The sequence below is a fragment of the Enterobacter sp. SST3 genome, assembly GCF_000286655.1.
Taxonomy (GTDB): Bacteria; Pseudomonadota; Gammaproteobacteria; order Enterobacterales; family Enterobacteriaceae; genus Enterobacter; species Enterobacter roggenkampii.
Map to the genome: position 1 here is coordinate 70534 of NZ_ALNS01000016.1, position 24775 is coordinate 95308.

The following is a 24775-nucleotide window of genomic DNA, read 5'->3' on the forward strand; positions in this document are numbered from 1 at the left end:
CGGCTTTGTGTCAGAACGCGGAACATGGTTTCCAGGCGTTCAGACATCTTCGAACTTACCGAATCAACATGGGATTGTGACCTTGCAAAATCAGGAATTTATTGCCGGCCTTAAAGCAAAATTCGCCGAACATCGCATCGTTTTCTGGCACGATCCCGATAAGCGTTTCCTCGAAGAGCTGGGTAATCTCAAACTGGAGAACCTCACGCTGCTCGACATGACCGATCAGTCGCAGCTGGCGGTTAAAAAGCGCATTGAAATTGATGAGCCTGAACAGCAGTTTTTGCTGTGGTTCCCCCACGACGTGCCTCCAAAAGAGTTCGACTGGCTGCTGGATATTCGTCTTTATAGTACGGAGTTCCATGCCGATTTCGCCGCCATCACGCTGAATACGTTAGGCATTCCGCAGCTTGGCCTACGCGAGCACATACAACGCCGGAAGGCATTTTTCAGTACTAAACGTCTTTCTGCCCTAAAGGGACTGGTCACTGAGCAGGAAAACGAAGCTTCTCTTGATAAGAAGATGGTTGCGGTCATCGCTGGCGTAAAAACCGCAAAAACGGAAGAGATTCTGTTCAGCCTGATTACCCAATACGTTAATCAGAAAAAAGATGACTACAGCGACCTGGAAAACACGCTGGCAATGCTGAAACGCCACGACCTGGAAGGCGTTCTGTGGGACACTCTGAATCAGGAAATGGGCTACCAGGCCGAACAGCCTTCTCTGGAGAACCTAATCCTCAAGCTGTTCTGTACCGATCTCTCCGCGCAGGCTGATCCGCAGAAACGCGAATGGCTGGAAAAAAACGTGCTGACCACGCCGTCAGGCAGAGCATCCGCGCTGGCCTTTATGGTCACCTGGCGTGCCGACCGTCGCTACAAAGAAGCCTATGATTACTGCGCACAACAGATGCAAGATGCGCTGCGACCAGAAGACCAGTACCGTCTCAGCTCGCCATATGATCTGCACGAGTGCGAAACCACGCTGAGCATTGAACAGACCATCATTCATGCGCTGGTGACGCAGCTTCTGGAAGAGAGCACCACGCTTGATCGTGAAGCCTTTAAGAAGCTTCTGTCTGAACGCCAGAGCAAATACTGGTGCCAGACGCGTCAGGAATACTACGCTATTTATGATGCGCTTCGTCAGGCTGAGCGGCTGCTGAATCTGCGTAATCGTCATATTGATGGTTTCCACTATCAGGACAGCGCAACGTTCTGGAAAGCGTACTGCGAAGAGCTGTTCCGCTTTGACCAGGCCTACCGCCTGTTTAACGAGTACGCGCTGTTGGTTCACAGCAAAGGCGCAATGATCCTGAAAAGCCTGGATGACTATATCGAAGCGCTGTATTCCAACTGGTATCTGGCAGAATTAAGCCGGAGCTGGAATAAGGTTCTGGAAGCCGAAAACCGTATGCAGGAGTGGCGTATTGCGGGCGTTCCACGACAGCAGAACTTCTACAATGAGGTGGTTAAGCCGCAGTTTAACAATCCACAAATCAAGCGCGTATTCGTGATTATCTCCGACGCGCTGCGTTATGAAGTGGCAGAAGAGCTGGGCAACCAGATCAATACCGAGAAACGCTTTACTGCAGAACTGCGTTCCCAGTTGGGCGTGTTACCCAGCTATACCCAGCTGGGAATGGCGGCATTGCTGCCACATGACGAGATATGCTACCAACCGGGTAGTGGTGACATCGTTTATGCGGACGGGTTATCCACCTCAGGTACGCCTAACCGCGATACCATCCTTAAGAAATATAAAGGGATGGCAGTAAAATCGGACGATCTGCTGAAATGGAAAAATCAGCAAGGACGGGATCTTATTCGCGATTACGAAGTCGTTTATATCTGGCATAACACCATTGATGCCATGGGCGACAGCGCATCTACGGAGGAGAAGACCTTCGAAGCGTGTCGCAACGCGGTGGTTGAACTGAAAGACCTGGTGACACGGGTGATAAACCGTCTCCACGGTACACGTATTATCGTAACAGCGGACCACGGCTTCCTGTTCCAGCAGCAGCCCCTTTCCGGCCAAGATAAAACCACGCTGCAGATCAAGCCAGACAATACGATTAAAAATCACAAACGCTTTATTATCGGTCATCAGCTTCCTGCCGATGATTTTTGCTGGAAAGGAAAAGTGGCGGATACCTCAGGCGTCAGCGATAACAGCGAGTTCCTGATTCCGAAAGGGATCCAGCGTTTCCATTTCTCGGGCGGCGCGCGATTTGTGCATGGTGGTGCCATGCTACAGGAAGTCTGCGTTCCCGTATTACAGGTGAAAGCGCTGCAGAAAACGGCTGCCGAGAAGCAACCTCAGCGTCGTCCAGTAGACATCGTGAATTACCATCCGCTGATCAAACTCGTCAATAACATTGATAAAGTCAGCCTACTGCAAACCCATCCGGTAGGTGAGTTATACGAACCGCGTACTCTGAACATCTTCATAGTCGACAACGCCAATAATGTGGTATCCGGTAAAGAGCGAATCTGCTTTGACAGCGATAACAACACAATGGAAAAACGCGTGCGTGACGTTACGCTGAAGCTGATCGGCGCGAATTTCAATCGCCGTAATGAGTACTGGCTGATACTGGAAGATGCACAAACGGAAACGGGTTACCAGAAGTACCCTGTGATTATCGATCTGGCATTTCAGGATGATTTCTTTTAAGTGAGGCGATATGCAAACCCATCATGACTTACCCGTTCCAGCCGTCTCCGAAGGGGAACTCGTCGCAGAAGGTTACGATCTGGACGCCTTACTGAATCAGCATTTTCGTGGTCGGGTGGTGCGTAAAGATCTAACCAAGCAGCTCAAGGAAGGGGCTAACGTCCCGGTCTATGTGCTTGAGTATCTGCTCGGTATGTACTGCGCTTCCGACGATAACCAGATAGTTGAGCAAGGGTTGCAGAACGTTAAGCGCATTCTGGCCGATAACTACGTCCGCCCTGATGAAGCAGAGAAGGTGAAATCGCTCATTCGTGAGCGAGGATCCTACAAGATCATCGATAAAGTGTCGGTAAAGCTCAATCAGAAGAAAGACGTTTACGAAGCCCAGCTCTCCAACCTAGGCATTAAAGATGCACTGGTTCCGCCGCAGATGGTCAAGGACAACGAGAAGCTGTTGACCGGTGGCATCTGGTGCATGATCACCGTGAACTACTTCTTTGAGGAAGGACAGAAAACGTCCCCCTTCTCTCTGATGACGCTCAAACCTATCCAGATGCCCAATATGGACATGGAAGAGGTATTTACCGCACGTACGCACTTCAACCGCGACCAGTGGATTGACGTCCTGCTACGTTCCGTGGGTATGGAACCTGCTAACATTGAGCAGCGAACCAAGTGGCACCTGATCACCCGTATGATCCCTTTCGTGGAAAACAACTATAACGTCTGCGAACTGGGCCCACGCGGCACCGGTAAAAGTCACGTCTATAAAGAGTGTTCGCCAAACTCGCTATTAGTTTCCGGCGGGCAAACCACGGTAGCAAACCTGTTTTACAACATGGCCAGCCGCCAGATTGGCCTGGTCGGTATGTGGGATGTGGTCGCGTTTGATGAAGTAGCTGGGATCACCTTCAAAGACAAAGACGGCGTGCAAATCATGAAAGATTACATGGCGTCTGGCTCGTTTTCCCGCGGCAGAGATTCGATTGAAGGCAAAGCATCAATGGTGTTCGTCGGCAACATCAATCAGAGCGTTGAGACGCTAGTCAAGACCAGCCATCTGTTAGCTCCCTTCCCTGCCGCGATGATCGATACGGCGTTTTTCGACCGCTTCCATGCCTATATCCCCGGCTGGGAAATCCCGAAAATGCGCCCGGAATTCTTTACCAATCGCTACGGCCTTATCACAGATTACCTCGCCGAATACATGCGGGAAATGCGTAAGCGCAGCTTCTCCGACGCGATCGATAAGTTCTATAAGCTGGGTAATAACCTCAACCAGCGAGATGTTATCGCGGTAAGGCGCACGGTTTCTGGTCTATTGAAACTTCTTCATCCCAATGGCTCTTACAGCAAAGAGGACGTCCGTGTTTGCCTGACTTACGCCATGGAAGCCCGTCGTCGAGTCAAGGAACAGCTTAAAAAGCTGGGCGGTCTGGAGTTCTTCGATGTGAATTTCAGCTACATCGATAACGAGACGCTGGAAGAATTCTTCGTCAGCGTACCAGAACAGGGCGGCAGCGAATTAATTCCTGCTGGCATGCCAAAGCCAGGCGTAGTGCATTTAGTGACGCAAGCGGAAAGTGGCATGACGGGTCTGTACCGCTTCGAAACTCAGATGACCGCAGGCAACGGTAAGCATAGCGTTTCCGGTCTGGGATCAAGCACCTCGGCAAAGGAAGCTATCCGGGTTGGATTTGACTATTTCAAAGGCAACCTCAGCCGCGTTAGCGCAACAGCAAAATTTTCTGAACATGAGTACCACCTGCACGTAGTCGAATTGCATAATACTGGACCAAGTACCGCGACCAGTCTGGCGGCACTTATTGCCCTTTGTTCCGTTTTACTGGCGAAACCCGTTCAGGAACAAATGGTCGTCTTAGGTAGCATGACGCTCGGTGGAGTAATCAACCCTGTTCAGGATCTGGCGGCTAGCTTACAACTTGCTTTCGATAGCGGCGCGAAAAAAGTCCTTCTGCCGATGTCTTCTGCGGTAGATATTCCGACTGTGCCAGCCGAGTTGTTTACCAAATTCCAGGTCAGTTTTTACTCTGAACCTGTAGATGCGGTTTATAAGGCGCTGGGTGTCAATTAGAATTAAAACCAATTTTTTAAAAATTGAAGAGGCTACAAATGGGAAAACGCTCTGAAATTAAATTCATAAGACCTTGCCTCTCCATATATGAAAATAATAAGGTATTGACCCCAGCTTATACTTTGCAGTGTTTGACGCAGAAAAAAGTGGTTCAGATAAACTTAGATAATTGCTCTTTACAAAGAATGGAGGAATTATTATCGACATCAACTCTGGAGGATGTAAAACGAGTTGGTCTATTGCCGTTAGTAAATTTATTACAATCAGGAAATGTATGTTTAACTGCAATTGGTGTTAATGAAATGCCTGATATATGGGTTGAGAAATCAATGGCGGCCTATCAGAACTTTTGCCACCGATTCTGGCCTGGTCATATTGACGATCCCGAGGCGACTTTCAGGGAATACACCCCAGACTCTGAAAAAAAGAAAATTAATTTTCAGGAACTTTCCGTTGAAGCAAGGACAGTATATGGCCTTCATTATATATCTATGCTTCAAATTCAAAATATAAAATTAAACTATTCTCATCTCACGCCTGAAAAAAGATTCGAAGTATATCTTTATAGCATGATAAGCTTCATTGACATGATTAGTGCGTATGATTTAGAAATAGCAAAATATGCTTTTTGGGATCTTGACTCAAACACCATTAATCAGCTGCCAGAGAGTATACATACGCGTCGAAAATATATAAAAGAGAATTTTTATAAGAACGGAAGTAATCTTGATAAATGTCGATGGTATGCATTTGATGCAGCGATGGATTTACACTGGCTTACGGGAGCTAATTTTTCAGAAGATATAGGATCTTTCATCACTGTAAATGGTGTAAAGTTTGAGACCGAACATTGGGTCGGGACAAACGATAAAAAATTACATTATATCTCACAGAATATTCATCATGTTTATTATGAAGGTTCAACAATGAAGGCGTTGAGTGTCTGTAGAGAAGATGAGTTGATCGCATTTCAATACTGGAAAATTGTCGATAACATTTCAGCGTCCGTGCTATTATTCCGAAAAAATTTAAAAAAAGAATCAAATCAGAAAATTACTAAAATGATTGATTTGGCTGTTCAGCAAATCGAAAATGACATACAATTTTTTTTCTTAAAGAAGGAACAGCTAAAATCCCAGCATCAAATAGATATTTCCAGTTCACTTTAAGCTTTAAGGAACCAGTTATTTATATATCGTTATATCTTAATTCTGGCTGTATTATAATACTATACATGTAGGATATTAGTCATCATTCAATTAAGTTCCTAATGCTGTAAGATGCTGTTTTATCGCTTTAGCAACAGTATCGGCAATTCTTGGCCGGGGGTGTAGACGATTGTACAGCATTGTGCATAATCGCTGCAGTGCGTTGCTGTAACCGGGCGGCGCCTTCGAGTTACCCAGTTGATCCCCATCTTTATGGGACAAGTAAATTCCGCATTTCCGGTTCCTCAGTGTTTTGCTTACCAATTGCGGTAAAGAGATTCTCTATGGGCATTTCCAATGCACGAGCACTATGCAATGTAGACAACCTTACACGTTATCGCTCCTGATCTACCTTAAGGCTTTGTTACTCTCACTGAGATCGACGTCATTATCTACAGTTGTAACCACATCAATAAGCTTATGTAGACTGAATCAGGTTAATTAAGGTTGAGCAGAAAAGCGAGGACAGCCTTACGGCTACAGGATTTCAGACACAAAAAAAGCCGCCCTTAAGCGACTTTGATTTGCATCTTTTGGTGCCGAAGGCCGGACTCGAACCGGCACGTATTTCTACGGTTGATTTTGAATCAACTGCGTCTACCGATTTCGCCACTTCGGCACTGAAGGGGATGCGGAAACGTTGTGGATTATACCTGTCGCGCGCCGCCATGCAAGCGACGACGCGCTAAACCCGCGCTAAGTGCCCAAAAAACCAGCGCCCTTTGTCACTCCAGCTCAGACACCGCCAGCCGTATCACCCTCGCCGCCTTTTGCTCCGGCAGCGCCAGCACCTTGGCCCACATCTCCTGCACCATGTCGCAGGAGAGCTTCTCTTTGCCCGCCGCCTTTTCCGGCATCTGCAGCAGCTGGATGTCCTCACCGTACTTATCGGCAAGTTCCTTCATAATCGGCCGCACGTCTTCGACAGCCGCCTCGCGTTCGGCCGGGGTCACGGTGTGGCGATTTTTTCCGTAGGCCGCGCGCATCATGTCGGCGTCGGCCTGCATGCGCCGCGCCATCAGGTCTTTATCCAGCATGCGCATCGGGTTGATGCCACCCTTCACCATCGGGTAAAGGAAGCGGAAGCAGGCGTCGTCGCTCACCTTCTGGATGGCGGCGGTCTGCTCCATATTGATGGTCATGTAGTTCACCACGTTGGCGTCCGGGGCGTTCTGCAGGCGCGTCATCTGCAGATGCAGGATCTGCGGCTGGATGGTGTCGATAATCTGCTGCTCCGGCTCGCCCGCTTTTTGCAGGGCGGCCATCTGGTCGAGGATGCGCTGATGCAGCGCGGGCTCCTGCTCCTTAATCACCTGCCAGGCGGGCATCGCGTTAAGGGCGTTATCCATCTGCCGTTCCGGGGCGCGCTGCCTGTCGAAAAACACCCAGAACGCCACGGCGGCAGCCGCAATGACGACAATCACAATACGGGTCCACGTTTTATTCATCTCGCATCCTTATCCTTGAGTTATGCCGGTTTACACCGGCACGCCGCTGTGGAAGCGAAACTCGTTGTCCGGTGTCGAGATAAGTGTGGCTTCAATTTCGCCAAAAAGCTGTATGCGCGGTGAGATATCGTCGTCGCTCACCTGCTGGGCCAGCGTCAGGTAGTCCTGATAGTGGCGCGCTTCCGAGCGCAGCAGCGAGAGATAGAATTTCTGCAGGTCGTCGTTGAGGAACGGAGCCAGCGCGGCGAAGCGTTCGCAGGAGCGGGCTTCGATGTAGGCACCGCAGATGAGCTTGTCGATCAGCGTCAGCGGTTCGTGGGTGCGCACGTCCTTCAGCATCCCTTTGGCGTAGCGGCTGGCGGTGATTTTGACGTACGGAATGTCGCGGGCCAGCATCGCCTCGCGCACCTGCCAGAAGTGGTGCAGCTCCTCTTTAATCAGCAGCACCATGCTGTCGATAAGCGCCTGGCCCCACGGGTCGTCGGTTTTGGGCATCACGCTTTTGCCAATCTGCCTGTGCAGGGCGATGAAGTCCGGCTCCGGGCCGTCGCGGAAGGTGAACTGTTCGTAGGGCTTGAGCCACTCGAGCAGCGCGTCGGCACCGCTTTCGTCGGCGACGTATTTACGCACCAGCAGCAGCGCGGTCTGGGCGGCCTTGAGCTCGCACACCATGTGGTCGGTGAGCAGCAGCGGCAGGTTCGCCGGGTCGCGGGCTTTATCAATCCATGCTTGCGGGGTCGGGCACTGGAGGAAGTTGAGTACGGGGGCGAGTATCTGCGGGTAATCCATGGTTCTGCCTTGAAAAAGCGGTGGCGCGCGCCACCGCCTGAAACGCTTAGTGACGCACGCCGTCGTCGTCTTCGTCGACGTAATCTTCGTCGTCGCCTTCTTCGCCGTCTTCACCGTTCGGATCTTCGAAGTAGGTTCCCCAGCCGTCGTATTCCACGTCAAACTTCTCGGCCAGGTTCATCAGCTGTTCTACCTGCGCGTCGATCAGCTCCGCCTTCAGCGCGCCTTCGCTCAGAATGTCGCAGCAGATGACGGTGTCGCCCTCTTCCACTTCCAGCTCTTCAGGCTCGGTCACTTCGTAACCCAGCTTGAAGGCTTCCACGGCCATTTTTTCCAGCGCGTCGAAATCATCCGCAGAGAAATGGTGCTCGATGGTGTACAGCGCGTCCGGATCGCTACCGTCTTCCAGCAGCTCTTCAATAATCAGACGCGTCTCTTCGCGTTGCTCTTCCAGTAATTCCGGGTTTGCCATGGCTCAATCCTCTTTAAAGTGCGGCAGATACTTCTATTTTCACACACGGACGGGTTTGCCTCCACCTTTGTTGGAAAGATTTGTGAAACGGGGTTGCAAATGAATAATTACACATATAAAGTGAATTTTAATTCAATTAGTGGCGTTCGCCATGTGAGGATAAAATGTCCGATTTATACAAAAAACACTTTCTGAAATTGCTCGACTTTACCCCTGCACAGTTCACTTCTCTGCTGACCCTTGCCGCACAGCTCAAAGCCGATAAGAAAAAGGGCAAGGAAGTACAAAAGCTTACCGGTAAAAACATCGCGCTCATCTTCGAAAAAGACTCGACCCGTACACGTTGCTCTTTCGAAGTTGCCGCATTTGACCAGGGCGCGCGCGTTACCTATTTAGGGCCGAGCGGCAGCCAGATTGGGCATAAAGAGTCAATTAAGGACACCGCGCGGGTTCTCGGGCGGATGTACGACGGCATTCAGTATCGCGGGCACGGCCAGGAAGTCGTCGAAACGCTGGCGCAGTATGCGGGCGTGCCGGTGTGGAACGGGCTGACCAACGAGTTTCATCCGACGCAGCTGCTGGCGGACCTGCTGACCATGCAGGAGCACCTGCCGGGCAAGGCGTTTAACGAGATGACGCTGGTCTACGCGGGCGACGCGCGCAACAACATGGGCAACTCGATGCTGGAAGCGGCGGCGCTGACCGGGCTGGATCTACGCCTGGTGGCCCCGAAAGCCTGCTGGCCGGAAGAGAGCCTGGTGGCGGAGTGCAGCGCGCTGGCCCAGAAGCACGGCGGCAAAATCACCCTGACCGAAGACGTGGCGGCGGGCGTGAAGGGCGCGGACTTTATCTATACCGACGTGTGGGTGTCGATGGGCGAAGCCAAAGAGAAGTGGGCGGAGCGGATTGCGCTGCTGCGCGGGTATCAGGTGAACGCGCAGATGATGGCGCTGACCGGCAATCCGGACGTGAAGTTCCTGCACTGTCTGCCGGCGTTCCATGACGACCAGACCACGCTCGGCAAGCAGATGGCGAAAGAGTTCGACCTGCACGGCGGGATGGAGGTGACGGACGAGGTGTTTGAGTCGGCGGCGAGCATCGTGTTCGACCAGGCTGAAAACCGGATGCATACGATTAAGGCGGTGATGGTGGCGACGCTTGGGGAGTGATTGACTCCTCTGCGGTCTGGTGCCCTCACCCCGGCCCTCTCCCACGGGGAGAGGGAGAAAACACTAAAAACGACAACAGCGTTATCGTCGGGCAGACAAATTCATTTTACTGACGCTTTCTCAGATACGCATTAACCATAATAGATATTTATATTTTTATTAACCATTATTTACTGAGTAGATAATGGTTAATATCAGATCATTATCAGTTACAAAACACCGTATATTATCGGCGTAATATTTCCTTATTGCTGCATTTCGTTAATAAGGATTATTTATGTCATGGAATAAGCATGAAGCTGTGTCATACGCCCGTAGCCACGCACTAACCCATACTGGACATTATTGCGCTCGCGCAATCGCCGCCGCCATTCGAGCCGGAGGGCTTAAAATCGAAGGGGCAAACGCTAAGGATTTCTGGCGTTCTCTTGAAAAAGCAGGGTTCACAAAAGTCTATGGCACTCCCATAGAGGGGGATATCGCGGTGATTGATGCCTTGCCCGGCCCGAATCAGTACGGGCATGTCTGCATTTACGATGGTGCTGGAACCTGGTATTCAGATTTTAAACAGAGAACAATGTACCCGGGGCCAACGTATCGCCAACTCCAGCCAGCCGTCACCTTATACAGGCATTATTAATATGAATAAGCTCATCTTAATTGTGTTATTCAGCACAGCCGCATTGGGGGCCGAAGATTTTCAGATACCGATGCAGCGCGCTCTTGAATTCAATCGCTGGTACGTCAAACAGGTTAACAACGAACATTATCCTATCCAGGAGGGAAATGAAATCGATAAGTTCGTTACGGCCAGTACCATGAAAAAATTACGTCATGCAGACGATCCCCGTTATGCCGATGCTGAATTTTACGAGGCTGATTTTTTTATGAAATCGCAGTATATCGGCGAGGACTGGGCTGAGAATGTGGCTATTGATTCGTATGATTCAGACCCGGTCTGTTTAAACGTGAATATCACGTTCGGCAAAAAGACCCAGCACACAGTTATTGATTGCATGGTTAAAGAAGATGGGATCTGGAAAATTCAGTCTGTCGCTGCACGGGATAATAATTGATTCCTCCGCTAACAATAATGTAGCCGGGTGGCGCTGCGCTTACCCGGCCTACACAACCCGTAGGCCCGTGCAAGCGTAGCGCCGCCGGGCGGATCAGGCCAGCTCCATTTCATTGATTTTTCACCCCGAAAAAGGTACGTTTTCGCCTTAATTCCAGCGTGGACATACCAGCATTATGCCGATTATTCAGTCTGTTGAACGTGCGTTGCAGATCCTCGACCTGTTCAACGAGCAGGCCACCGAGCTTAAGATCACCGACATCAGCAAACTGATGGGGCTGAGCAAGAGTACCCTTCACTCGCTGCTGAAAACTCTGCAGCTTCACGGCTATATCGATCAGAACCCGGAGAACGGCAAATATCGCCTCGGCATGAAGCTGGTCGAGCGCGGCCATTTTGTCGTGGGCTCCATCGATATTCGTCAGAAGGCGAAGGGCTGGCTGACCGAACTGTCCCAGCGGACCGGGCAGACCACCCATCTGGGGATCCTTGACGGGCGTGAAGGGGTTTATATCGAGAAGATTGAAGGCAAGCTGGCCGCCATCGCCTATTCGCGCATCGGCCGCCGCCTGCCGGTTCACGCCACCGCCATCGGCAAGGTGTTGATTGCCTGGCTGGGCGAGCCCGAGCTGAACGCTCTGCTGGAGGGCTATCAGTACACCACCTATACCCCTTCAACCCTTGCCTCTCGCGAAGCCTTAATGAGCGCCCTGGCGCAGACCCGCGAGCAGGGTTACGCCCTGGATAGCGAAGAGAACGAGCAGGGCGTGCGCTGCGTGGCGGTGCCGGTGTGGAACCATGAATCCCGCGTGATTGCCGCCCTGAGCCTGTCAACGCTGACCTCCCGCGTGGACGACGCTGAGCTGGCTAATTTCCGCGAGCAGCTTCAGCAGGCCGGGCTTCAGCTTTCACGCGCGCTGGGCTACCCGGCCTGAGCCGTTAAACCGGCTCGTAGGTGAAGTAGTCGAAGTCCGCGTGGCAGCCGTCGCCGCTGATGTCCTCGCAGTGCAGCCCCACAAACGCGCCGGTGAAGAAGCCGCGCCCGCCAATGTAGTCGTCCGATAGCTTCCACGCCTCATACGTTACCGGCACGGTGTGCCACGTCTCGCCGTCGAACGAGTAGCTGTAGCGGTAGACCAGCGTATCCACGTCCACCCGCAGCCAGATGCTCTCCGCACTCTCCGGCACCGGAATCGGCTGCTCGTGCAGCGGCCATGACGGCACGTTGTGGTCGAGCTGAATAACCTTGATGGTTCTCCCCTGCCCCTCCTCGTAGTCCACAAAGCAGTAGCTCCAGTTTTTACTGTTGTAGTAGCAGGTCAGTCCGGCGCTTTGCTGGAAGTGGACCGGCGAGAACTGCATCCGCGTCTCCGCCCGGAAGGCAAAGTGCTGCCAGCGGCGCGCCACGGTCGACTGGGTAAAGGTCGAGTTGAGCGAGTCGTTGCCGTAGAGCCGTAAATAGCCCGGGCGCGCGGTGAGTGAGCCGAGAGTGTCGTCGAACGGGATGCGCAGGGTCTGCAGTTCCGGGTCAAGCGTGCTGCCGTCAAAGTCCTCCCGCCAGTTGCCCTGAACGGATGCAGGCTGTTCCGCCACCTGCGGGCCTTTCACGGTCAGCTGCGCGTGCTTGCCGCCTTCCACGTACGGCCAGCCGTCGCGCCACTCAATGCGGGCGATGCCGGTCTCGCGTCCCAGCGGGCAGTAGCCGCGCCCGCCGGAGGCCAGCAGCGGTACACCGGGCAGGCGCAGCGGGCGGCTGGTGAGGTAGGCCATGTACCACTCCCCCGTGTGGGTCTGCAGCAGCGAGCCGTGGCCGCTCTTCTGCAGCGGATTCTCCGGCAGGTGCCAGCTGGTCATCATCGTCACGTCCGGGTGCAGCTCGTACGGCCCGTCGATTGTTTTTGAACGCAGCACCACGACGGCGTGCTCGTAGCTGGTGCCGCCTTCGGCCACCATCAGGTAGTACCATCCCGCGTGGCGATACAGGTGCGCGCCCTCGGTGTAGCAGAGCGGCGTGCCGGTAAACAGGGTTTTACGCTCGGGCGAGAGCGTGCCGGCCTGCGGGTCAAACGCCTGCATCACGATGGTGTTGTGCGGGTTGCTGTGGTGGCGCGGCCCCCACGGGCGGTAGAGGTAGTACTTGCGACCATCGTCGTCGTGGAACAGGGACGGATCGAACCCGCCGTTGCCCATCGGGATTGGCTCGCTCCACGGCCCTTCGATGGACGGCGCAGTGACGAGGAAGTTACGCCCATTTTTCCACGGCGAGTCGACAATCTTTACGTCGGTGTAGAGCAGCCAGAATTTGCCGTCGGCGTAGCTCAGGCACGGCGCCCAGATGCCGCCGGAGTCCGGGTTGCCCTTCATGTCCAGCATCGACACGCGGTCCAGCGGCGTGCTGACCAGCGACCAGTTTTTCAGGTCGCGGGAGTGGTAGATGCGCACGCCCGGGAACCACTCGAAGGTCGAGGTGGCGATGTAGTAGTCCTCGCCCTGGCGGCACAGGGACGGATCCGGGTTAAAGCCGGTGAGTATCGGGTTGGTGATTTGCATAGTGCCTCCGGTTAATGGGATGCGGCTGTCGCAGCGTCAGGAACGGCCTCGCCCTGCGCCGCGCGGTGCTTGATCAGCTGCTGGCTGATGGCCTCCACGCGCGCGTCGGTGAGATTGTAGAACGACAGCATGATGAACATGCCCGCGTAGAGCACCACCGGCACCACGCAGAACAGAATTTTGATGGTGGTCAGCACCTCTACCGGCTGCACGCTGCTGCTGGCGGAGTAGTTCACGTACGCCAGGATCCAGCCCACCACCGCCCCGCCAATCGCCAGGCCAATCTTCAGGCTGAACAGGTAGGTGGAGAACACCAAGCCGTCGAGGCGGCGCCCGCTGCGGCTCTCCTCGTAGTCCACCACGTCAGAGGCCATCAGCCACTGCAGCGGCGTGGTGGTGTTAAAGACGAACAGGAACAGGATGTTGAGAGCGAAAATCAGGGCGATATGTTCCGCCGGGGTGACGAAAATCAGCAGGCTGATGAGCGAGTAGGCGACGATGATCCACTTGAAGGCGGTAACGCGATCGAAGCGGCCCAGCAGGCGGGAGGAGCAGAGCGAGCCAAACATGGTGGCGAGGCTGCCGTAGAGTAAGAACTGGGTCGCCATCTCCGGGTGATCCATCACGTATTTCACGAAGTAGAGCGTCGCCCCGCCGCGCACCACGTTGGAACAGGTCGCCATCATCTTGAACGCGCACATGATCCGCCACTGGCCGTTGCCGAGCAGCAGCTTGAGATCTTTCGCCACCGACGAGCCCGGCTGCACCTCAAAGGTGTAGCGCTCTTTGGTGGTGAAGAAGCAGACGTAGAGCAGCACCACGCCGGTCAGGCCCAGCACGCACATGGCGCCGAAATAGCCCACCTGCTCGTCCCCCTTGCCGATGATGCTCACCAGCGGCAGGGCAATGCCGCTGATGGCGAGCGATCCCGCCGCCGCCAGGAAGAAACGCCACGACTGCAGGGCGTGACGCTCTTTCGGGTCGGCGGTGATGACGCCGGGCATGGCGCAGTACGGCACGTTAACGAAGGTGTAGACCAGGGTCAGGAGAATGTAGGTCACGCAGGCGTAGATGATTTTGCCCTGCGAGGAGAAGTCCGGCGTGTAGAAGGTCAGCACGCAGACGATGCCAAACGGGATGGCGCCCCACAGCAGGAACGGGCGGAACTGGCCGTGCCGCGTGCGGGTGCGGTCGACCAGCAGCCCCATCAGCGGGTCAGTCACGGCGTCGAGCACGCGGGAGACCAAAAACAGCGTTCCCATAATGCCCGCCGACAGGCCGAAGACGTCGGTGTAGAAATAGGCCAGCAGGAACATCGTGGCCTGCCAGACGAAGCCGCAGGCGGTGTCACCCAGCCCGTAGCCAATTTTGTCTTTCATGGTTAATTGCGTCATCAGAATTACACCCTTATGTAGTGTGCTGAATTACAACATCGTGTTAATGGAGTGTAATGAGCTGTTCAATTAACCAGCAATGGTCATATCTTATTTCTGAATTACGTTATTTTGCTTTTGTGACGCCAACGATATATCGCAACGTATTGTTTAAATTAGCAAATTACAGACATGCGAAAACCGTCCGCGGAATATTTCCCGCAGACGGTTTTATCTTAGAAAATAATTAAATGCCGAGCGCTTTTTTACCGGCGTTAATTACCTCGATAATTTTATCGGTGTCATAAATACAGCCTTTCCAGGTGCCGCCGCTGACCGACTGCAGCGCCGCCCACAGCCGGGTATCGTCCGGCAAAAAGTCGTGGGCGTGCAGTTCCGAGTGCGTCTGCCGCATTGCCAGCGCGCGTGCCCCCTCCTCCGGCGTCAGCGGGTTTTCTGCGGTACCGATAAAGTTGACGCTGCCCGTTAATGTCAGTCGGTCGACGGCTATCTCGATGATGTCGTTATCGCGCAGCTTACCAATCGGCCCGCCCGCCAGCGCCTCCGGCGACACGTGGCCGAAGCAGGCGCCCGTCGACACGCCCGAGAAGCGCGCATCGGTGATGAGCGACACCGTCTTGCCCCACGAGATATGCTTCAGCGCGGAGGTAAGCTGGTAGGTCTCTTCCATGCCGGTGCCGGACGGCCCGCCGCCGATCACCACCATGATATCGCCCTGCTTGATCTCTTCCCGCTTGATGGCCTTGATCGCCTGCGCTTCCGAGACAAACACCCGCGCCCGGCCGGTGTGGCGGTAAACGCCATCTTCACCGACGACCGACGGGTCGATCGCCGTGGCCTTGATCACCGAGCCTTCCGGCGCGATGTTGCCCGTCGGGAAGCAAACCGTTGAGGTCAGCCCTTTCGCTTTTGCCTTCTCCGGCGGCAGGATCACGTCATCCGGCTCCACGCCGTCCTGCTCGCGCAGGCACTGGCGGAAGCGCTCACGGCGCTCGGAGGCCTGCCACCAGTCGAGGTTTTCGCCCACCGTCTGCCCGGTCACGGTCATGGCGTCCAGGTGCAGCAGACCGAGATCGCGCAGGTGGAGCATCACCTCCGGCACGCCGCCCGCGAGGAACGCGCGCACGGTCGGGTGATAGTCCGGGCCGTTGGGTAGCACGCTGACCAGGCGCGGCACCCTGCGGTTGACGCGCGTCCAGTGTTCAACGTCCGGGATCGTGCAGCCCGCCGCGTGGGCGATGGCCGGAATGTGCAGCAGTAAATTGGTGGAGCCGCCGAACGCCGCGTGGATCACCATGGCGTTTTCGATGGCTTTATCGGTGAGGATATCGCGCGTGGTGATGCCGCGGTTATCCAGCTCGCTGACCGCCCGCGCCGCCTGGCGGGCGATCTCCAGCCACACCGCCTGCCCGGACGGCGCCAGCGCGGAGTGCGGCAGCGCCAGACCCAGCGCTTCCGCAACCACCTGCGAGGTGCCCGCCGTGCCGAGGAACTGACACCCGCCGCCCGGCGAGGCGCAGGCGCGACAGCCCAGCTCGGCGGCCTCCTGCAGGGAGAGTTCGTGGTTGGCAAAGCGCGCGCCGATGGTCTGCACTTTGCCCGCGTCTTCCCCCACGGTTGGCGGCAGCGTCGCCCCGCCCGGCACCAGAATGGTCGGCAGGTCGTGCATCGCGGCCAGGGCAATCATGGTGGCGGGCAGCCCTTTATCGCAGGTTGCCACGCCTATTACCGCCCGGCGCGTCGGCAGGGAGCGGATCAGGCGGCGAAAGACGATCGCCGCGTCGTTACGGTACGGCAGGGAATCAAACATGCCGTGCGTGCCCTGAGAACGGCCGTCGCAGGGATCGCTGACGAAGGCCGCAAACGGAATCCCGCCGTTGCGGGTGATCTCCTTCGCCGCCGCCTGCATCTGCATGCCGATCTCCCAGTGGCCGGTGTGGTAGCCCAGCGCAACCGGGCGTCCGTCCCCGGCGCGGATGCCGCCCTGGGTGCCGATAATCAGCACCTCTTTGCCGGTCAGCTTGTTGGCATCCCAGCCCATCCCGGCGTTCTGCGTCATGCCGAACAGGTTGCCGCTGGGGGATTCCATCAGCATCTGCGGGGTCAGCGGCAGCGCGCCCTGCGGCCCCGCCGCGTGGGTGATCACCGCATAAAACGCCTCGTCCTGTGGGGTGAAAATGTTCTCGATGGTCATGGTTATCGTCCGGCTCAGCAGAGCTTGAGCTGTTGCAGCAGGGTTTTCAGCTGCGCCTTGCGCGGCTCATCCAGCGCAGAGGCGGGCGGCAGCACGTGCGTGGAAATTGGGCGGCCGCAGAGCACAATCGCCTCTTTAATGACGTTCACAAACGGCGTATCCAGCTGATACATCTGCGGTATTTGCAGTAAGGTCTGATGATACTCAACCGCTTTCGCCACGTCTTTATCCCGCCAGGCTTTCAGAAGATTCACCGACACCTGCGGGGCAAAGTTGCCGCTCGCCGAAATCGCCCCGTCGCCGCCGAGCAGCAGGGTATTAAACAGATGATCGTCGTAGCCGCACAGCACGGTGAAGTGCGGATGGGCGGCTTTGACGGTGTGGATCATGCTGCGCAGATGGGCAACGGAGTCGATGGTGTCTTTGATGCCGACGATGTTGCTGCGCGAGTCGGCCAGGGTTTTGACCAGCGCCGGGGTCAGATCCTGCCCGGTCAGCGCCGGGAAGTTATAGAGCATCACCGGCAGCGTGACGCTGTCCGCCACCTGCTCGAAATAGCGGATCAGGTTCGCTTCCGAGACTTTCCAGTAGTAAGGGTTGATCACCACGATGCCGTCCGCCCCCGTCTGCTGCGCGTGCTGGCTGAGCGCAATGGTTTCCCGGGCGTTGGTGCCGCCGGTGCCGATCAGGACCGGTACGCGACGATCGACATGATCGATAGCAAATTGGGCAATGGTTTTACGCTCTTCGGCGCCGAGCTGAGAGAACTCGCCGCCGCTGCCCAGGAAGAACAGGCCGTCAACGCCTGCTTTGATGAGATCGTCGATCAGCGCGGCGGTGCCCGGCTTATCGAGCTGGCCGTCGGCGGTAAAAATGGTGGAGACAGGGGGAATGATTCCCGTAAACAACGCGGACTGCGGCATGAGATCTCCTTGCTGAATCATTTTGTTCTACATTATAGAATAGTGTTCGATAAATTAACGATCATACTATGACGCAGGAAAAGCGCAGGTAAATGAGAGATGGAGAGGGAGTGCGGGAAATTTAAGCTGGATCACACATTGTCCCCCCTCACCCCGGCCCTCTCCCCAATGGGGCGAGGGGGAAAAGACGGCTCGGAGCAGTCCCCTCTCCCCTGTGGGGAGAGGGTTAGGGTGAGGGGTAAGAGTTACTCTACAAGCATCTTCACCACCACTTTCCTGACCTTAGCAGGTGCCCCCACCGCGCACAGCGGCTTATGCACCTCACCCGGCCAGAACACCACAAAATCCCCTTTGCTCAGCACCACGGTTTTCTCCTGCTCGCCTTCCGGCAGGAAGGCGATATCTTTATCCGCCAGCCAGTCGGTTTCGGGCGTGCCATGCGGCAGGGTGCTGAAGGTCATCCCTTCCTGACCCTTCATCACGATCTGAATATCCAGATAGCGCGCGTGGTACTCGGCGCGACGCTCGGCGAACGGCTGGGTTGTATCTTCGGAGACCAGATAAAACAGGCTGCTGTCGTTGATGTCGTGCTTGCCGAGCGGCGTCGCGTCGGTGACGTGAGTTTTAACGTGCTCAATGGCCTGTCGCAGTTCGTCAGGTAGCCAGGAGTGCAGATGGTGGATGTTGCCGATAATCATCAGAAAACCCTCGATATAAAACAACGTTTCATTTTTATCTTTTATACGAGAATCCCGACTGCCATACCAGCGCTTTTTAGACGGGTTTTGCGCGAACGCATGTTTATTGGGAATGGTGTTAATTTGCTGTTAAGCCCTCGCAGGCATTTATGCAGTCATTATGCATATCTTCAGCTCTTCGTTATCCCGCCCTTGCGCTAACTCATTGATCGTCAGGCCTTAACAACAAAACTGGCTACCGCTTCACATTTTAGCACTTTGATAATTTGCTATTAAATTCAATAAATATTTATTGATTTTCCTTAAGCCAAAAATAGTTAATTAGCAATATTGCATAGTCATTCCACGAAAACCACAAAGACATTTAAAATCAATATCTTAACAAAATATTTCAAAGCATTAAATTCTACAAAACACTAACAACTGCAAATAATGACAACGGATAGTGCTTAGCTATTCACCTCGCCAGAATAGCCAATTAATCATTATCTGATGCGAATCATGCAAATGAAAACAAACCGCTTAATATCCATTTTCGCGTGAGCAATATCACAATACGGATTATTTAACTGCCTAGTATGAACCACGAAATCAATTGAGCTTAGCCGCCATGCAATTAAATACATGACATGGCGCATGCCCTTTTTATTCTGAAAAACAGTTAAAGGAATAATTATGGAAAAGCATTACGTCGGTTCTGAAATTGGTCAATTGCGTAGCGTTATGCTGCACCGCCCAAATTTAAGTCTGAAACGGTTAACCCCCTCAAACTGTCAGGAGCTGCTATTTGATGACGTGCTCTCGGTTGAGCGGGCGGGTGAGGAGCATGACATCTTCGCCAACACGCTGCGCGAGCAGGGGGTGGAAGTCCTGCTGCTGACCGACCTGCTGACACAAACCCTTGATATCGCTGAGGCGAAAGCCTGGCTGCTGGAGACGCAAATCTCTGACTACCGCCTCGGCCCAACCTTTGCTGGCGACGTGCGCGGCTGGCTGGCGGATATGCCGCACCGGGAACTGGCGCGCAGATTAAGCGGCGGATTAACCTACGGTGAAATTCCGGCAGCCATTAAAAATATGGTGGTGGATACCCACACGGCGAATGATTTTATTATGAAGCCACTGCCGAACCATTTATTTACCCGCGATACCTCCTGCTGGATTTATAACGGCGTCTCTATTAACCCAATGGCCAAACCGGCCCGTCAGCGTGAAACCAATAACCTGCGGGCAATATATCGCTGGCACCCGGCGTTCGCCGACGGCGATTTTATTAAGTATTTCGGCGACGAGAATATTAATTACGACCACGCCACTTTAGAAGGCGGCGACGTATTAGTCATTGGCCGCGGTGCGGTATTGATCGGCATGTCCGAGCGCACGACGCCGCAGGGCGTGGAGTTCCTCGCCAACAGCCTGTTCAAACACCGTCAGGCCGAGCGCGTGATTGCCGTTGAGCTGCCAAAACACCGCTCCTGCATGCACCTCGACACCGTCATGACCCACATCGACGTGGATACCTTCTCCGTCTACCCGGAAGTGGTGCGCAAAGACGCCCAGTGCTGGACGCTCACCCCGGACGGACGCGGCGGCCTGCTGCGCACGCAGGAAACCGACCTGCTGCACGCCATCGAGAAAGCGCTCGGCATTAACCAGGTACGTCTGATCACCACCGGCGGCGACGCCTTTGAGGCCGAACGCGAGCAGTGGAACGACGCCAATAACGTCCTGACCATCCGCCCCGGCGTGGTGATTGGCTACGAGCGCAACGTCTGGACCAACGAGAAATACGACAAAGCGGGTATCACCGTGCTGCCTATCCCGGGCGACGAACTCGGACGCGGCCGCGGCGGCGCGCGCTGCATGAGCTGCCCGCTGGAACGCGACGGAATTTAAAGGAGCCATCATGGAACGAAAACCCACTCTGGTTGTGGCCCTGGGCGGCAACGCGCTGCTCAAGCGCGGCGAGCCGCTGGAAGCGGAGATCCAGCGCCAGAACATCGAGCAGGCCGCCCGCACCATCGCCGGGCTGACGGCGCAGTGGCGCGTGGTGCTGGTGCACGGCAACGGCCCGCAGGTCGGACTGCTGGCGCTGCAGAACAGCGCCTACGACAAAGTCACGCCCTACCCGCTGGACGTTCTTGGCGCCGAAAGCCAGGGAATGATCGGCTACATGCTCCAGCAGGCGCTGAAAAACAGCCTGCCGCAGCGGGAGGTGAGCGTTCTGCTCACCCAGGTGGAAGTGGACGCCGCCGACCCGGCCTTCAGCAACCCGACCAAATACATCGGCCCGGTGTACAGCGAAGCCCAGGCAAAAACGCTGGCCGCGGAGAAAGGCTGGGTTTTTAAGGCCGACGGCAGCTACGTCCGCCGCGTGGTGCCCTCTCCGCAGCCGAAGCGCATCGTTGAGAGCGACGCCATCACGGCGCTGATCCAGCGCGATCACCTGGTGATCTGCAACGGCGGCGGCGGGGTGCCGGTGGTGGAAAACGCCAACGGCTATCGCGGGATCGAGGCGGTAATCGACAAAGACCTCTCCGCCGCCCTGCTGGCACGCCAGATCGAAGCCGATGCCCTGCTGATCCTGACCGATGCCGACGCGGTGTACCTCGACTGGGGCAAACCAACCCAGCGTCCGCTGGCGCAGGTAACGCCGGAGCTGCTCAGGGGCATGCAGTTCGACGCCGGATCGATGGGGCCGAAGGTGGCCGCCTGCCGCGAGTTCGTTGAAGCCTGCAATGGGATAGCCGGGATCGGCGCGCTGGCCGACGGCGCGGAGATCCTCGCGGGCGAGAAAGGCACGCTGATTCGTAACTGAACACTCATTTTAAAAAGGATTTAGCCATGACCATCAACCTGAAAAACCGCAACTTCCTCAAACTGCTGGACTACACCCCGGCGGAGATCCAGTACCTGATCGACCTCGCCATCGAGCTCAAGGCCGCCAAAAAAGCCGGGCGCGAGAAGCAAACCCTGGTCGGGAAAAACATCGCCCTGATCTTTGAAAAAACCTCCACCCGCACCCGCTGCGCCTTCGAAGTGGGCGCGTTCGACCAGGGCGCGCAGGTCACCTATCTCGGCCCAAGCGGATCGCAGATTGGCCATAAAGAGTCAATGAAAGACACCGCCCGCGTGCTGGGCCGCATGTATGACGGCATCGAATATCGCGGCTACGGGCAGGCCATCGTCGAAGAGCTGGGCGAGTACGCGGGCGTGCCGGTGTGGAACGGCCTGACCGACGAGTTCCACCCAACGCAAATTCTCGCCGACCTGATGACCATGCTGGAGCACTCCCCGGGCAAAACCCTGCCGGAGCTGAGCTTTGCCTATCTCGGCGACGCGCGCAACAACATGGGCAACTCCCTGATGGTCGGTGCGGCCAAGATGGGGATGGATATCCGCCTCGTCGCGCCGAAATCCTTCTGGCCGGAAGCGGGGCTGGTTGAGCAGTGCCGCGCCATTGCGAAAGAGACGGGCGCGCGCATCACCCTCACCGACGACGTGGAAGAAGGCGTGCAGGGGACCGATTTCCTCTACACCGACGTGTGGGTCTCCATGGGCGAGCCGAAGGAAGCCTGGGCCGAGCGCGTCAGCCTGATGAAGCCGTATCAGATTAACGCGCAGGTGATGAAGGCCACCGGCAACCCGAACGTCAAATTCATGCACTGCCTGCCGGCATTCCACAACGAGCACACTAAGGTGGGCCGCGAGATCGAGATGGCGTACGGGCTGAAGGGGCTGGAAGTAACGGAAGAGGTCTTCGAATCACCGAACTCCATCGTCTTCGACGAAGCAGAGAACCGCATGCACACCATTAAAGCGGTCATGGTGGCGACACTCGGCGACTAATCACCGCCCGGCGCGCCGCGGGGCGCGCCGGGTTTCAGGAGAACATCATGGGCAAGTTCAAGTTTCCCTCCGCTTACACCATTCTCTTTTTTCTGATTGCCGTCGTGGCCGTGCTGACGTGGATTGTCCCGGCCGGGCAGTACCATATGGCAATGAACGAGGCGCTCGGCAAAGACGTCCCCGTTGCAGGCACCTACGCGCACGTCGCGGCGCATCCGCAGGGGCTGGTTTCGGTGCTGATGGCGCCGATTGCCGGGCTGTACGATCCGGAATCCGGCCAGGCCGGGGCGATCGACGTGGCGCTGTTTATTCTGATCATCGGGGGATTCCTCGGGATCGTCACCAAAACCGGGGCGATTGACGCCGGGATCGAGCGTGTGACCACCCGGCTGCGCGGACGCGAGGAGTGGATGATCCCGATCCTGATGGCGCTGTTTGCCGCAGGCGGCACGATTTACGGTATGGCCGAAGAGTCGCTGCCCTTCTATACCTTACTGGTGCCGGTGATGCTGGCCGCGCGGTTCGATCCGGTTGTCGCTGCCTCTACCGTGCTGCTCGGGGCGGGGATCGGCACCCTCGGCTCCACCATTAACCCGTTTGCCACGGTGATCGCCGCCAACGCCGCCGGGATCCCCTTCACCAACGGCATCGCCCTGCGCGTGGCGCTGCTGGTCATCGGCTGGATCATCTGCGTGGCGTGGGTGATGCGCTACGCCCGCAAGGTGCGTAAGGATCCCTCGCAGTCCATCGTTGCAGACAAGCAGGAGGAGAACCTCGCCCATTTCCTCGGCAACAAGGGCGAACAGTCCCTGGAATTCACCCCGGTGCGCAAAATCATCCTGGTGATTTTCGCTCTGGCCTTCGCGGTGATGATTTACGGCGTGGCGGTGCTGGGCTGGTGGATGGCGGAGATTTCAGCGGTGTTTCTCGCCAGCGCGATCATTGTCGGCCTGATTGCCCGCATGAGCGAAGAGGAGCTGACGTCGACGTTTATCAACGGCGCGCGAGATTTGCTGGGCGTCGCGCTGATTATCGGCATCGCGCGCGGTATCGTAGTCATCATGGATAAGGGCATGATTACCCACACCATTTTGCACAGCGCGGAAGGGCTGGTCAGCGGGTTGTCCACGGTAGCGTTTATCAACGTGATGTACTGGCTGGAAGTCGTGCTGTCGTTTCTTGTGCCTTCTTCATCCGGCCTGGCCGTTCTGACGATGCCGATCATGGCGCCGCTTGCTGATTTCGCTAACGTCAACCGCGACCTGGTGGTTACGGCTTACCAGTCGGCCTCCGGCATCGTTAACCTTGTCACGCCGACCTCTGCGGTGGTTATGGGCGGGCTGGCTATCGCCCGGGTACCTTACGTGCGCTACCTGAAATGGGTGGCGCCGCTGCTGGCGATCCTGACGGTGGTGATTATGGTGGCGTTAAGTCTGGGGGCGTTGTTGTAATTTGCCGGATGGCGCTGCGCTTATCCGGCCTACGGATCGGTGCGGTGTCACCGGTTATTTCGGGAACTGATATGGGAAACATGATGGATTACGAAGAGTACTCTCCCAAAGAACAGCTGCAGCTCACGGTGTGCCAGCGTTTGATCGCCGAAAAGAGTTACCTTTCGCAGGAAGAGATTCGCCGCGACCTGCAGGAGCGAGGGTTTGACAGCATCAGCCAGTCGACCGTTTCGCGATTGCTGAAGTTGCTCGGAGTCATAAAAATTCGAAATGCCAAAGGGCTAAAGATTTATTCGTTGAATCCTCAGCTGCGCCCTGCCCCCGACGCCGCGCGTACCGTTTCGGAAATGGTGGTCAGCGTTGAGCATAATAGCGAGTTTATCCTTGTCCATACCGTCGCCGGATATGGCCGCGCGGTGGCGCGTATTCTGGATTATCACCAGCTTCCGGAAATTTTAGGCGTGGTGGCCGGCAGCAGTATTGTCTGGGTCGCCCCCCGGGTGGTGAAGCGCACCGCGCTGGTGCATAAACAAATTAATTATTTACTCAGAACGCATTAATATTCACAAAGAACCGTTTGCATTGAGTAAAGCGTGCATTAAATCGCTTGATCCGAAAAGCGAGCTGCGTATAATGCCCGACAATTTGCCGGGAGGAAGCATGGTCAAGCGTGTACGACATAACGTCTTACCGCGTCTGAAATCAGACGCTGGCCTGCCGTTTTTCTTCCCGTTGCTAAACCTATTCCCAGAGCCCCTCATTTGAGGGGCTTTTTTTTGC

General features: G+C 55.6%; 22 protein-coding genes, 1 tRNA gene and 1 pseudogene. 14 read left to right on the forward strand and 10 right to left on the reverse strand.

The features are described from left to right. Positions 1-82: 82 nt before the first annotated feature. Genes pglZ through B498_RS11085 form a run of 3 tightly spaced genes read left to right on the forward strand, consistent with a single transcriptional unit; the run spans position 83 to position 5944 of the window. Complete coding sequence (gene pglZ, locus B498_RS11095) at positions 83-2680, forward strand: BREX-1 system phosphatase PglZ type A (protein WP_008501369.1); 2598 nt, start codon at positions 83-85, stop codon at positions 2678-2680. Positions 2681-2690: 10 nt separating this feature from the next. Continuing rightward, positions 2691-4775 (forward strand): protease Lon-related BREX system protein BrxL, encoded by a 2085-nt coding sequence (gene brxL, locus B498_RS11090; RefSeq protein ID WP_008501370.1) that lies wholly within the window; start codon positions 2691-2693, stop codon positions 4773-4775. Between the two features lie 38 nt (positions 4776-4813). Next, the gene (locus B498_RS11085) at positions 4814-5944 is read left to right on the forward strand and encodes a hypothetical protein (protein WP_008501371.1); all 1131 of its coding nucleotides are present in this window, start codon (positions 4814-4816) and stop codon (positions 5942-5944) included. A 573-nt stretch (positions 5945-6517) separates the two neighbouring features. On the opposite strand, the gene B498_RS11080 is transcribed toward B498_RS11085, so the two are convergent. The 4 genes from B498_RS11080 to rraB form a co-directional block, all read right to left on the reverse strand. Further along, positions 6518-6602 (reverse strand) — tRNA-Leu (locus B498_RS11080). Between the two features lie 106 nt (positions 6603-6708). Beyond that, the gene (locus B498_RS11075; RefSeq protein ID WP_008501372.1) at positions 6709-7431 is read right to left on the reverse strand and encodes a hypothetical protein; all 723 of its coding nucleotides are present in this window, start codon (positions 7429-7431) and stop codon (positions 6709-6711) included. Between the two features lie 30 nt (positions 7432-7461). Continuing rightward, the gene (miaE, locus tag B498_RS11070; protein WP_008501373.1) at positions 7462-8220 is read right to left on the reverse strand and encodes a tRNA isopentenyl-2-thiomethyl-A-37 hydroxylase MiaE; all 759 of its coding nucleotides are present in this window, start codon (positions 8218-8220) and stop codon (positions 7462-7464) included. Between the two features lie 46 nt (positions 8221-8266). Then, entirely contained in the window at positions 8267-8692 is a 426-nt protein-coding gene (gene rraB, locus B498_RS11065) for a ribonuclease E inhibitor RraB (protein ID WP_008501374.1), read from the reverse strand. Between the two features lie 99 nt (positions 8693-8791). On the opposite strand from rraB, the gene argL reads away from it, so the two are divergent. From argL to xynR, 5 genes are all read left to right on the forward strand, one after another. After that, positions 8792-8887 carry a putative translational regulatory protein ArgL gene (gene argL, locus B498_RS23365; RefSeq protein WP_213375672.1) on the forward strand — a complete coding sequence of 32 codons (96 nt, stop codon included), beginning with the start codon at positions 8792-8794 and terminating at the stop codon, positions 8885-8887. After that, a complete protein-coding gene (argF, locus tag B498_RS11060; protein ID WP_008501375.1) occupies positions 8857-9861 on the forward strand; it encodes an ornithine carbamoyltransferase in 1005 nt (334 codons plus the stop codon). Before argL ends, argF (B498_RS11060) begins: the two co-directional genes overlap by 31 nt. 277 nt (positions 9862-10138) lie before the next feature. After that, positions 10139-10501: a hypothetical protein gene (locus B498_RS11055; protein ID WP_008501376.1), complete on the forward strand. Its 363-nt coding sequence runs from the start codon at positions 10139-10141 to the stop codon at positions 10499-10501. 1 nt (position 10502) lies between these two features. After that, the gene (locus B498_RS11050; RefSeq protein ID WP_008501377.1) at positions 10503-10937 is read left to right on the forward strand and encodes a DUF3828 domain-containing protein; all 435 of its coding nucleotides are present in this window, start codon (positions 10503-10505) and stop codon (positions 10935-10937) included. 175 nt (positions 10938-11112) lie between these two features. After that, positions 11113-11871: a DNA-binding transcriptional repressor XynR gene (gene xynR, locus B498_RS11045; protein ID WP_008501378.1), complete on the forward strand. Its 759-nt coding sequence runs from the start codon at positions 11113-11115 to the stop codon at positions 11869-11871. A gap of 4 nt (positions 11872-11875) precedes the next feature. Here the strand turns inward: xynR and B498_RS11040 are convergent, their stop codons facing one another. The 5 genes from B498_RS11040 to B498_RS11020 all read right to left on the reverse strand — a co-directional run bounded on the left by B498_RS11040 (position 11876) and on the right by B498_RS11020 (position 18695). Continuing rightward, complete coding sequence (locus B498_RS11040; protein ID WP_008501379.1) at positions 11876-13486, reverse strand: glycoside hydrolase family 43 protein; 1611 nt, start codon at positions 13484-13486, stop codon at positions 11876-11878. 11 nt (positions 13487-13497) lie between these two features. Further along, the gene (locus B498_RS11035; protein WP_008501380.1) at positions 13498-14880 is read right to left on the reverse strand and encodes an MFS transporter; all 1383 of its coding nucleotides are present in this window, start codon (positions 14878-14880) and stop codon (positions 13498-13500) included. Positions 14881-15106: 226 nt separating this feature from the next. Further along, the gene (gene yagF / locus B498_RS11030; protein WP_008501381.1) at positions 15107-17074 is read right to left on the reverse strand and encodes a xylonate dehydratase YagF; all 1968 of its coding nucleotides are present in this window, start codon (positions 17072-17074) and stop codon (positions 15107-15109) included. A gap of 14 nt (positions 17075-17088) precedes the next feature. Next, positions 17089-17997, reverse strand: a complete 909-nt coding sequence (gene yagE, locus B498_RS11025; RefSeq protein WP_008501382.1) for a 2-keto-3-deoxygluconate aldolase — start codon at positions 17995-17997, stop codon at positions 17089-17091. 245 nt (positions 17998-18242) lie between these two features. Beyond that, positions 18243-18695 (reverse strand): YhcH/YjgK/YiaL family protein, encoded by a 453-nt coding sequence (locus B498_RS11020; RefSeq protein ID WP_008501383.1) that lies wholly within the window; start codon positions 18693-18695, stop codon positions 18243-18245. A 675-nt stretch (positions 18696-19370) separates the two neighbouring features. Here B498_RS11020 and arcA point away from each other — a divergent pair. The 5 genes from arcA to B498_RS10995 all read left to right on the forward strand — a co-directional run bounded on the left by arcA (position 19371) and on the right by B498_RS10995 (position 24555). Then, positions 19371-20591, forward strand: coding sequence for an arginine deiminase (gene arcA / locus B498_RS11015; RefSeq protein WP_008501384.1), 1221 nt, complete (start codon positions 19371-19373; stop codon positions 20589-20591). A gap of 10 nt (positions 20592-20601) precedes the next feature. After that, positions 20602-21513: a carbamate kinase gene (gene arcC, locus B498_RS11010; protein WP_008501385.1), complete on the forward strand. Its 912-nt coding sequence runs from the start codon at positions 20602-20604 to the stop codon at positions 21511-21513. 26 nt (positions 21514-21539) lie between these two features. Continuing rightward, the gene (gene argF, locus B498_RS11005; RefSeq protein ID WP_008501386.1) at positions 21540-22544 is read left to right on the forward strand and encodes an ornithine carbamoyltransferase; all 1005 of its coding nucleotides are present in this window, start codon (positions 21540-21542) and stop codon (positions 22542-22544) included. A 47-nt stretch (positions 22545-22591) separates the two neighbouring features. Further along, positions 22592-23995: a YfcC family protein gene (locus B498_RS11000; protein WP_008501387.1), complete on the forward strand. Its 1404-nt coding sequence runs from the start codon at positions 22592-22594 to the stop codon at positions 23993-23995. Between the two features lie 80 nt (positions 23996-24075). After that, on the forward strand, positions 24076-24555 hold the full coding sequence (locus B498_RS10995; protein ID WP_025912003.1) for an arginine repressor: 480 nt from the start codon (positions 24076-24078) through the stop codon (positions 24553-24555). Between the two features lie 3 nt (positions 24556-24558). Here the strand turns inward: B498_RS10995 and B498_RS23120 are convergent. Further along, positions 24559-24676: pseudogene (locus B498_RS23120) on the reverse strand (hypothetical protein). Here B498_RS23120 and B498_RS22290 point away from each other — a divergent pair. Continuing rightward, positions 24656-24760, forward strand: a complete 105-nt coding sequence (locus B498_RS22290) for a pyrBI operon leader peptide (RefSeq protein ID WP_022646880.1) — start codon at positions 24656-24658, stop codon at positions 24758-24760. The pseudogene B498_RS23120 and the gene B498_RS22290 sit on opposite strands and share 21 nt — an antisense overlap. Positions 24761-24775: the final 15 nt, after the last annotated feature.

Bases quoted from the DNA above. Each gene is read 5' to 3' on its own strand.
- argF (WP_008501375.1), top strand. From the start codon at position 8,857: ATGTCCGATTTATACAAAAAACACTTTCTGAAATTGCTCGACTTTACC.
- B498_RS11000 (WP_008501387.1), top strand. From the start codon at position 22,592: ATGGGCAAGTTCAAGTTTCCCTCCGCTTACACCATTCTCTTTTTTCTG.
- B498_RS11055 (WP_008501376.1), top strand. From the start codon at position 10,139: ATGTCATGGAATAAGCATGAAGCTGTGTCATACGCCCGTAGCCACGCA.
- xynR (WP_008501378.1), top strand. From the start codon at position 11,113: ATGCCGATTATTCAGTCTGTTGAACGTGCGTTGCAGATCCTCGACCTG.
- argF (WP_008501386.1), top strand. From the start codon at position 21,540: ATGACCATCAACCTGAAAAACCGCAACTTCCTCAAACTGCTGGACTAC.
- miaE (WP_008501373.1), bottom strand. From the start codon at position 8,220: ATGGATTACCCGCAGATACTCGCCCCCGTACTCAACTTCCTCCAGTGC.
- B498_RS11020 (WP_008501383.1), bottom strand. From the start codon at position 18,695: ATGATTATCGGCAACATCCACCATCTGCACTCCTGGCTACCTGACGAA.
- yagF (WP_008501381.1), bottom strand. From the start codon at position 17,074: ATGACCATCGAGAACATTTTCACCCCACAGGACGAGGCGTTTTATGCG.
- B498_RS11050 (WP_008501377.1), top strand. From the start codon at position 10,503: ATGAATAAGCTCATCTTAATTGTGTTATTCAGCACAGCCGCATTGGGG.
- B498_RS22290 (WP_022646880.1), top strand. From the start codon at position 24,656: ATGGTCAAGCGTGTACGACATAACGTCTTACCGCGTCTGAAATCAGAC.
- B498_RS11035 (WP_008501380.1), bottom strand. From the start codon at position 14,880: ATGACGCAATTAACCATGAAAGACAAAATTGGCTACGGGCTGGGTGAC.
- B498_RS11085 (WP_008501371.1), top strand. From the start codon at position 4,814: ATGGGAAAACGCTCTGAAATTAAATTCATAAGACCTTGCCTCTCCATA.
- B498_RS10995 (WP_025912003.1), top strand. From the start codon at position 24,076: ATGATGGATTACGAAGAGTACTCTCCCAAAGAACAGCTGCAGCTCACG.
- rraB (WP_008501374.1), bottom strand. From the start codon at position 8,692: ATGGCAAACCCGGAATTACTGGAAGAGCAACGCGAAGAGACGCGTCTG.
- B498_RS11075 (WP_008501372.1), bottom strand. From the start codon at position 7,431: ATGAATAAAACGTGGACCCGTATTGTGATTGTCGTCATTGCGGCTGCC.
- yagE (WP_008501382.1), bottom strand. From the start codon at position 17,997: ATGCCGCAGTCCGCGTTGTTTACGGGAATCATTCCCCCTGTCTCCACC.
- arcC (WP_008501385.1), top strand. From the start codon at position 20,602: ATGGAACGAAAACCCACTCTGGTTGTGGCCCTGGGCGGCAACGCGCTG.
- B498_RS11040 (WP_008501379.1), bottom strand. From the start codon at position 13,486: ATGCAAATCACCAACCCGATACTCACCGGCTTTAACCCGGATCCGTCC.
- brxL (WP_008501370.1), top strand. From the start codon at position 2,691: ATGCAAACCCATCATGACTTACCCGTTCCAGCCGTCTCCGAAGGGGAA.
- argL (WP_213375672.1), top strand. From the start codon at position 8,792: ATGAATAATTACACATATAAAGTGAATTTTAATTCAATTAGTGGCGTT.
- arcA (WP_008501384.1), top strand. From the start codon at position 19,371: ATGGAAAAGCATTACGTCGGTTCTGAAATTGGTCAATTGCGTAGCGTT.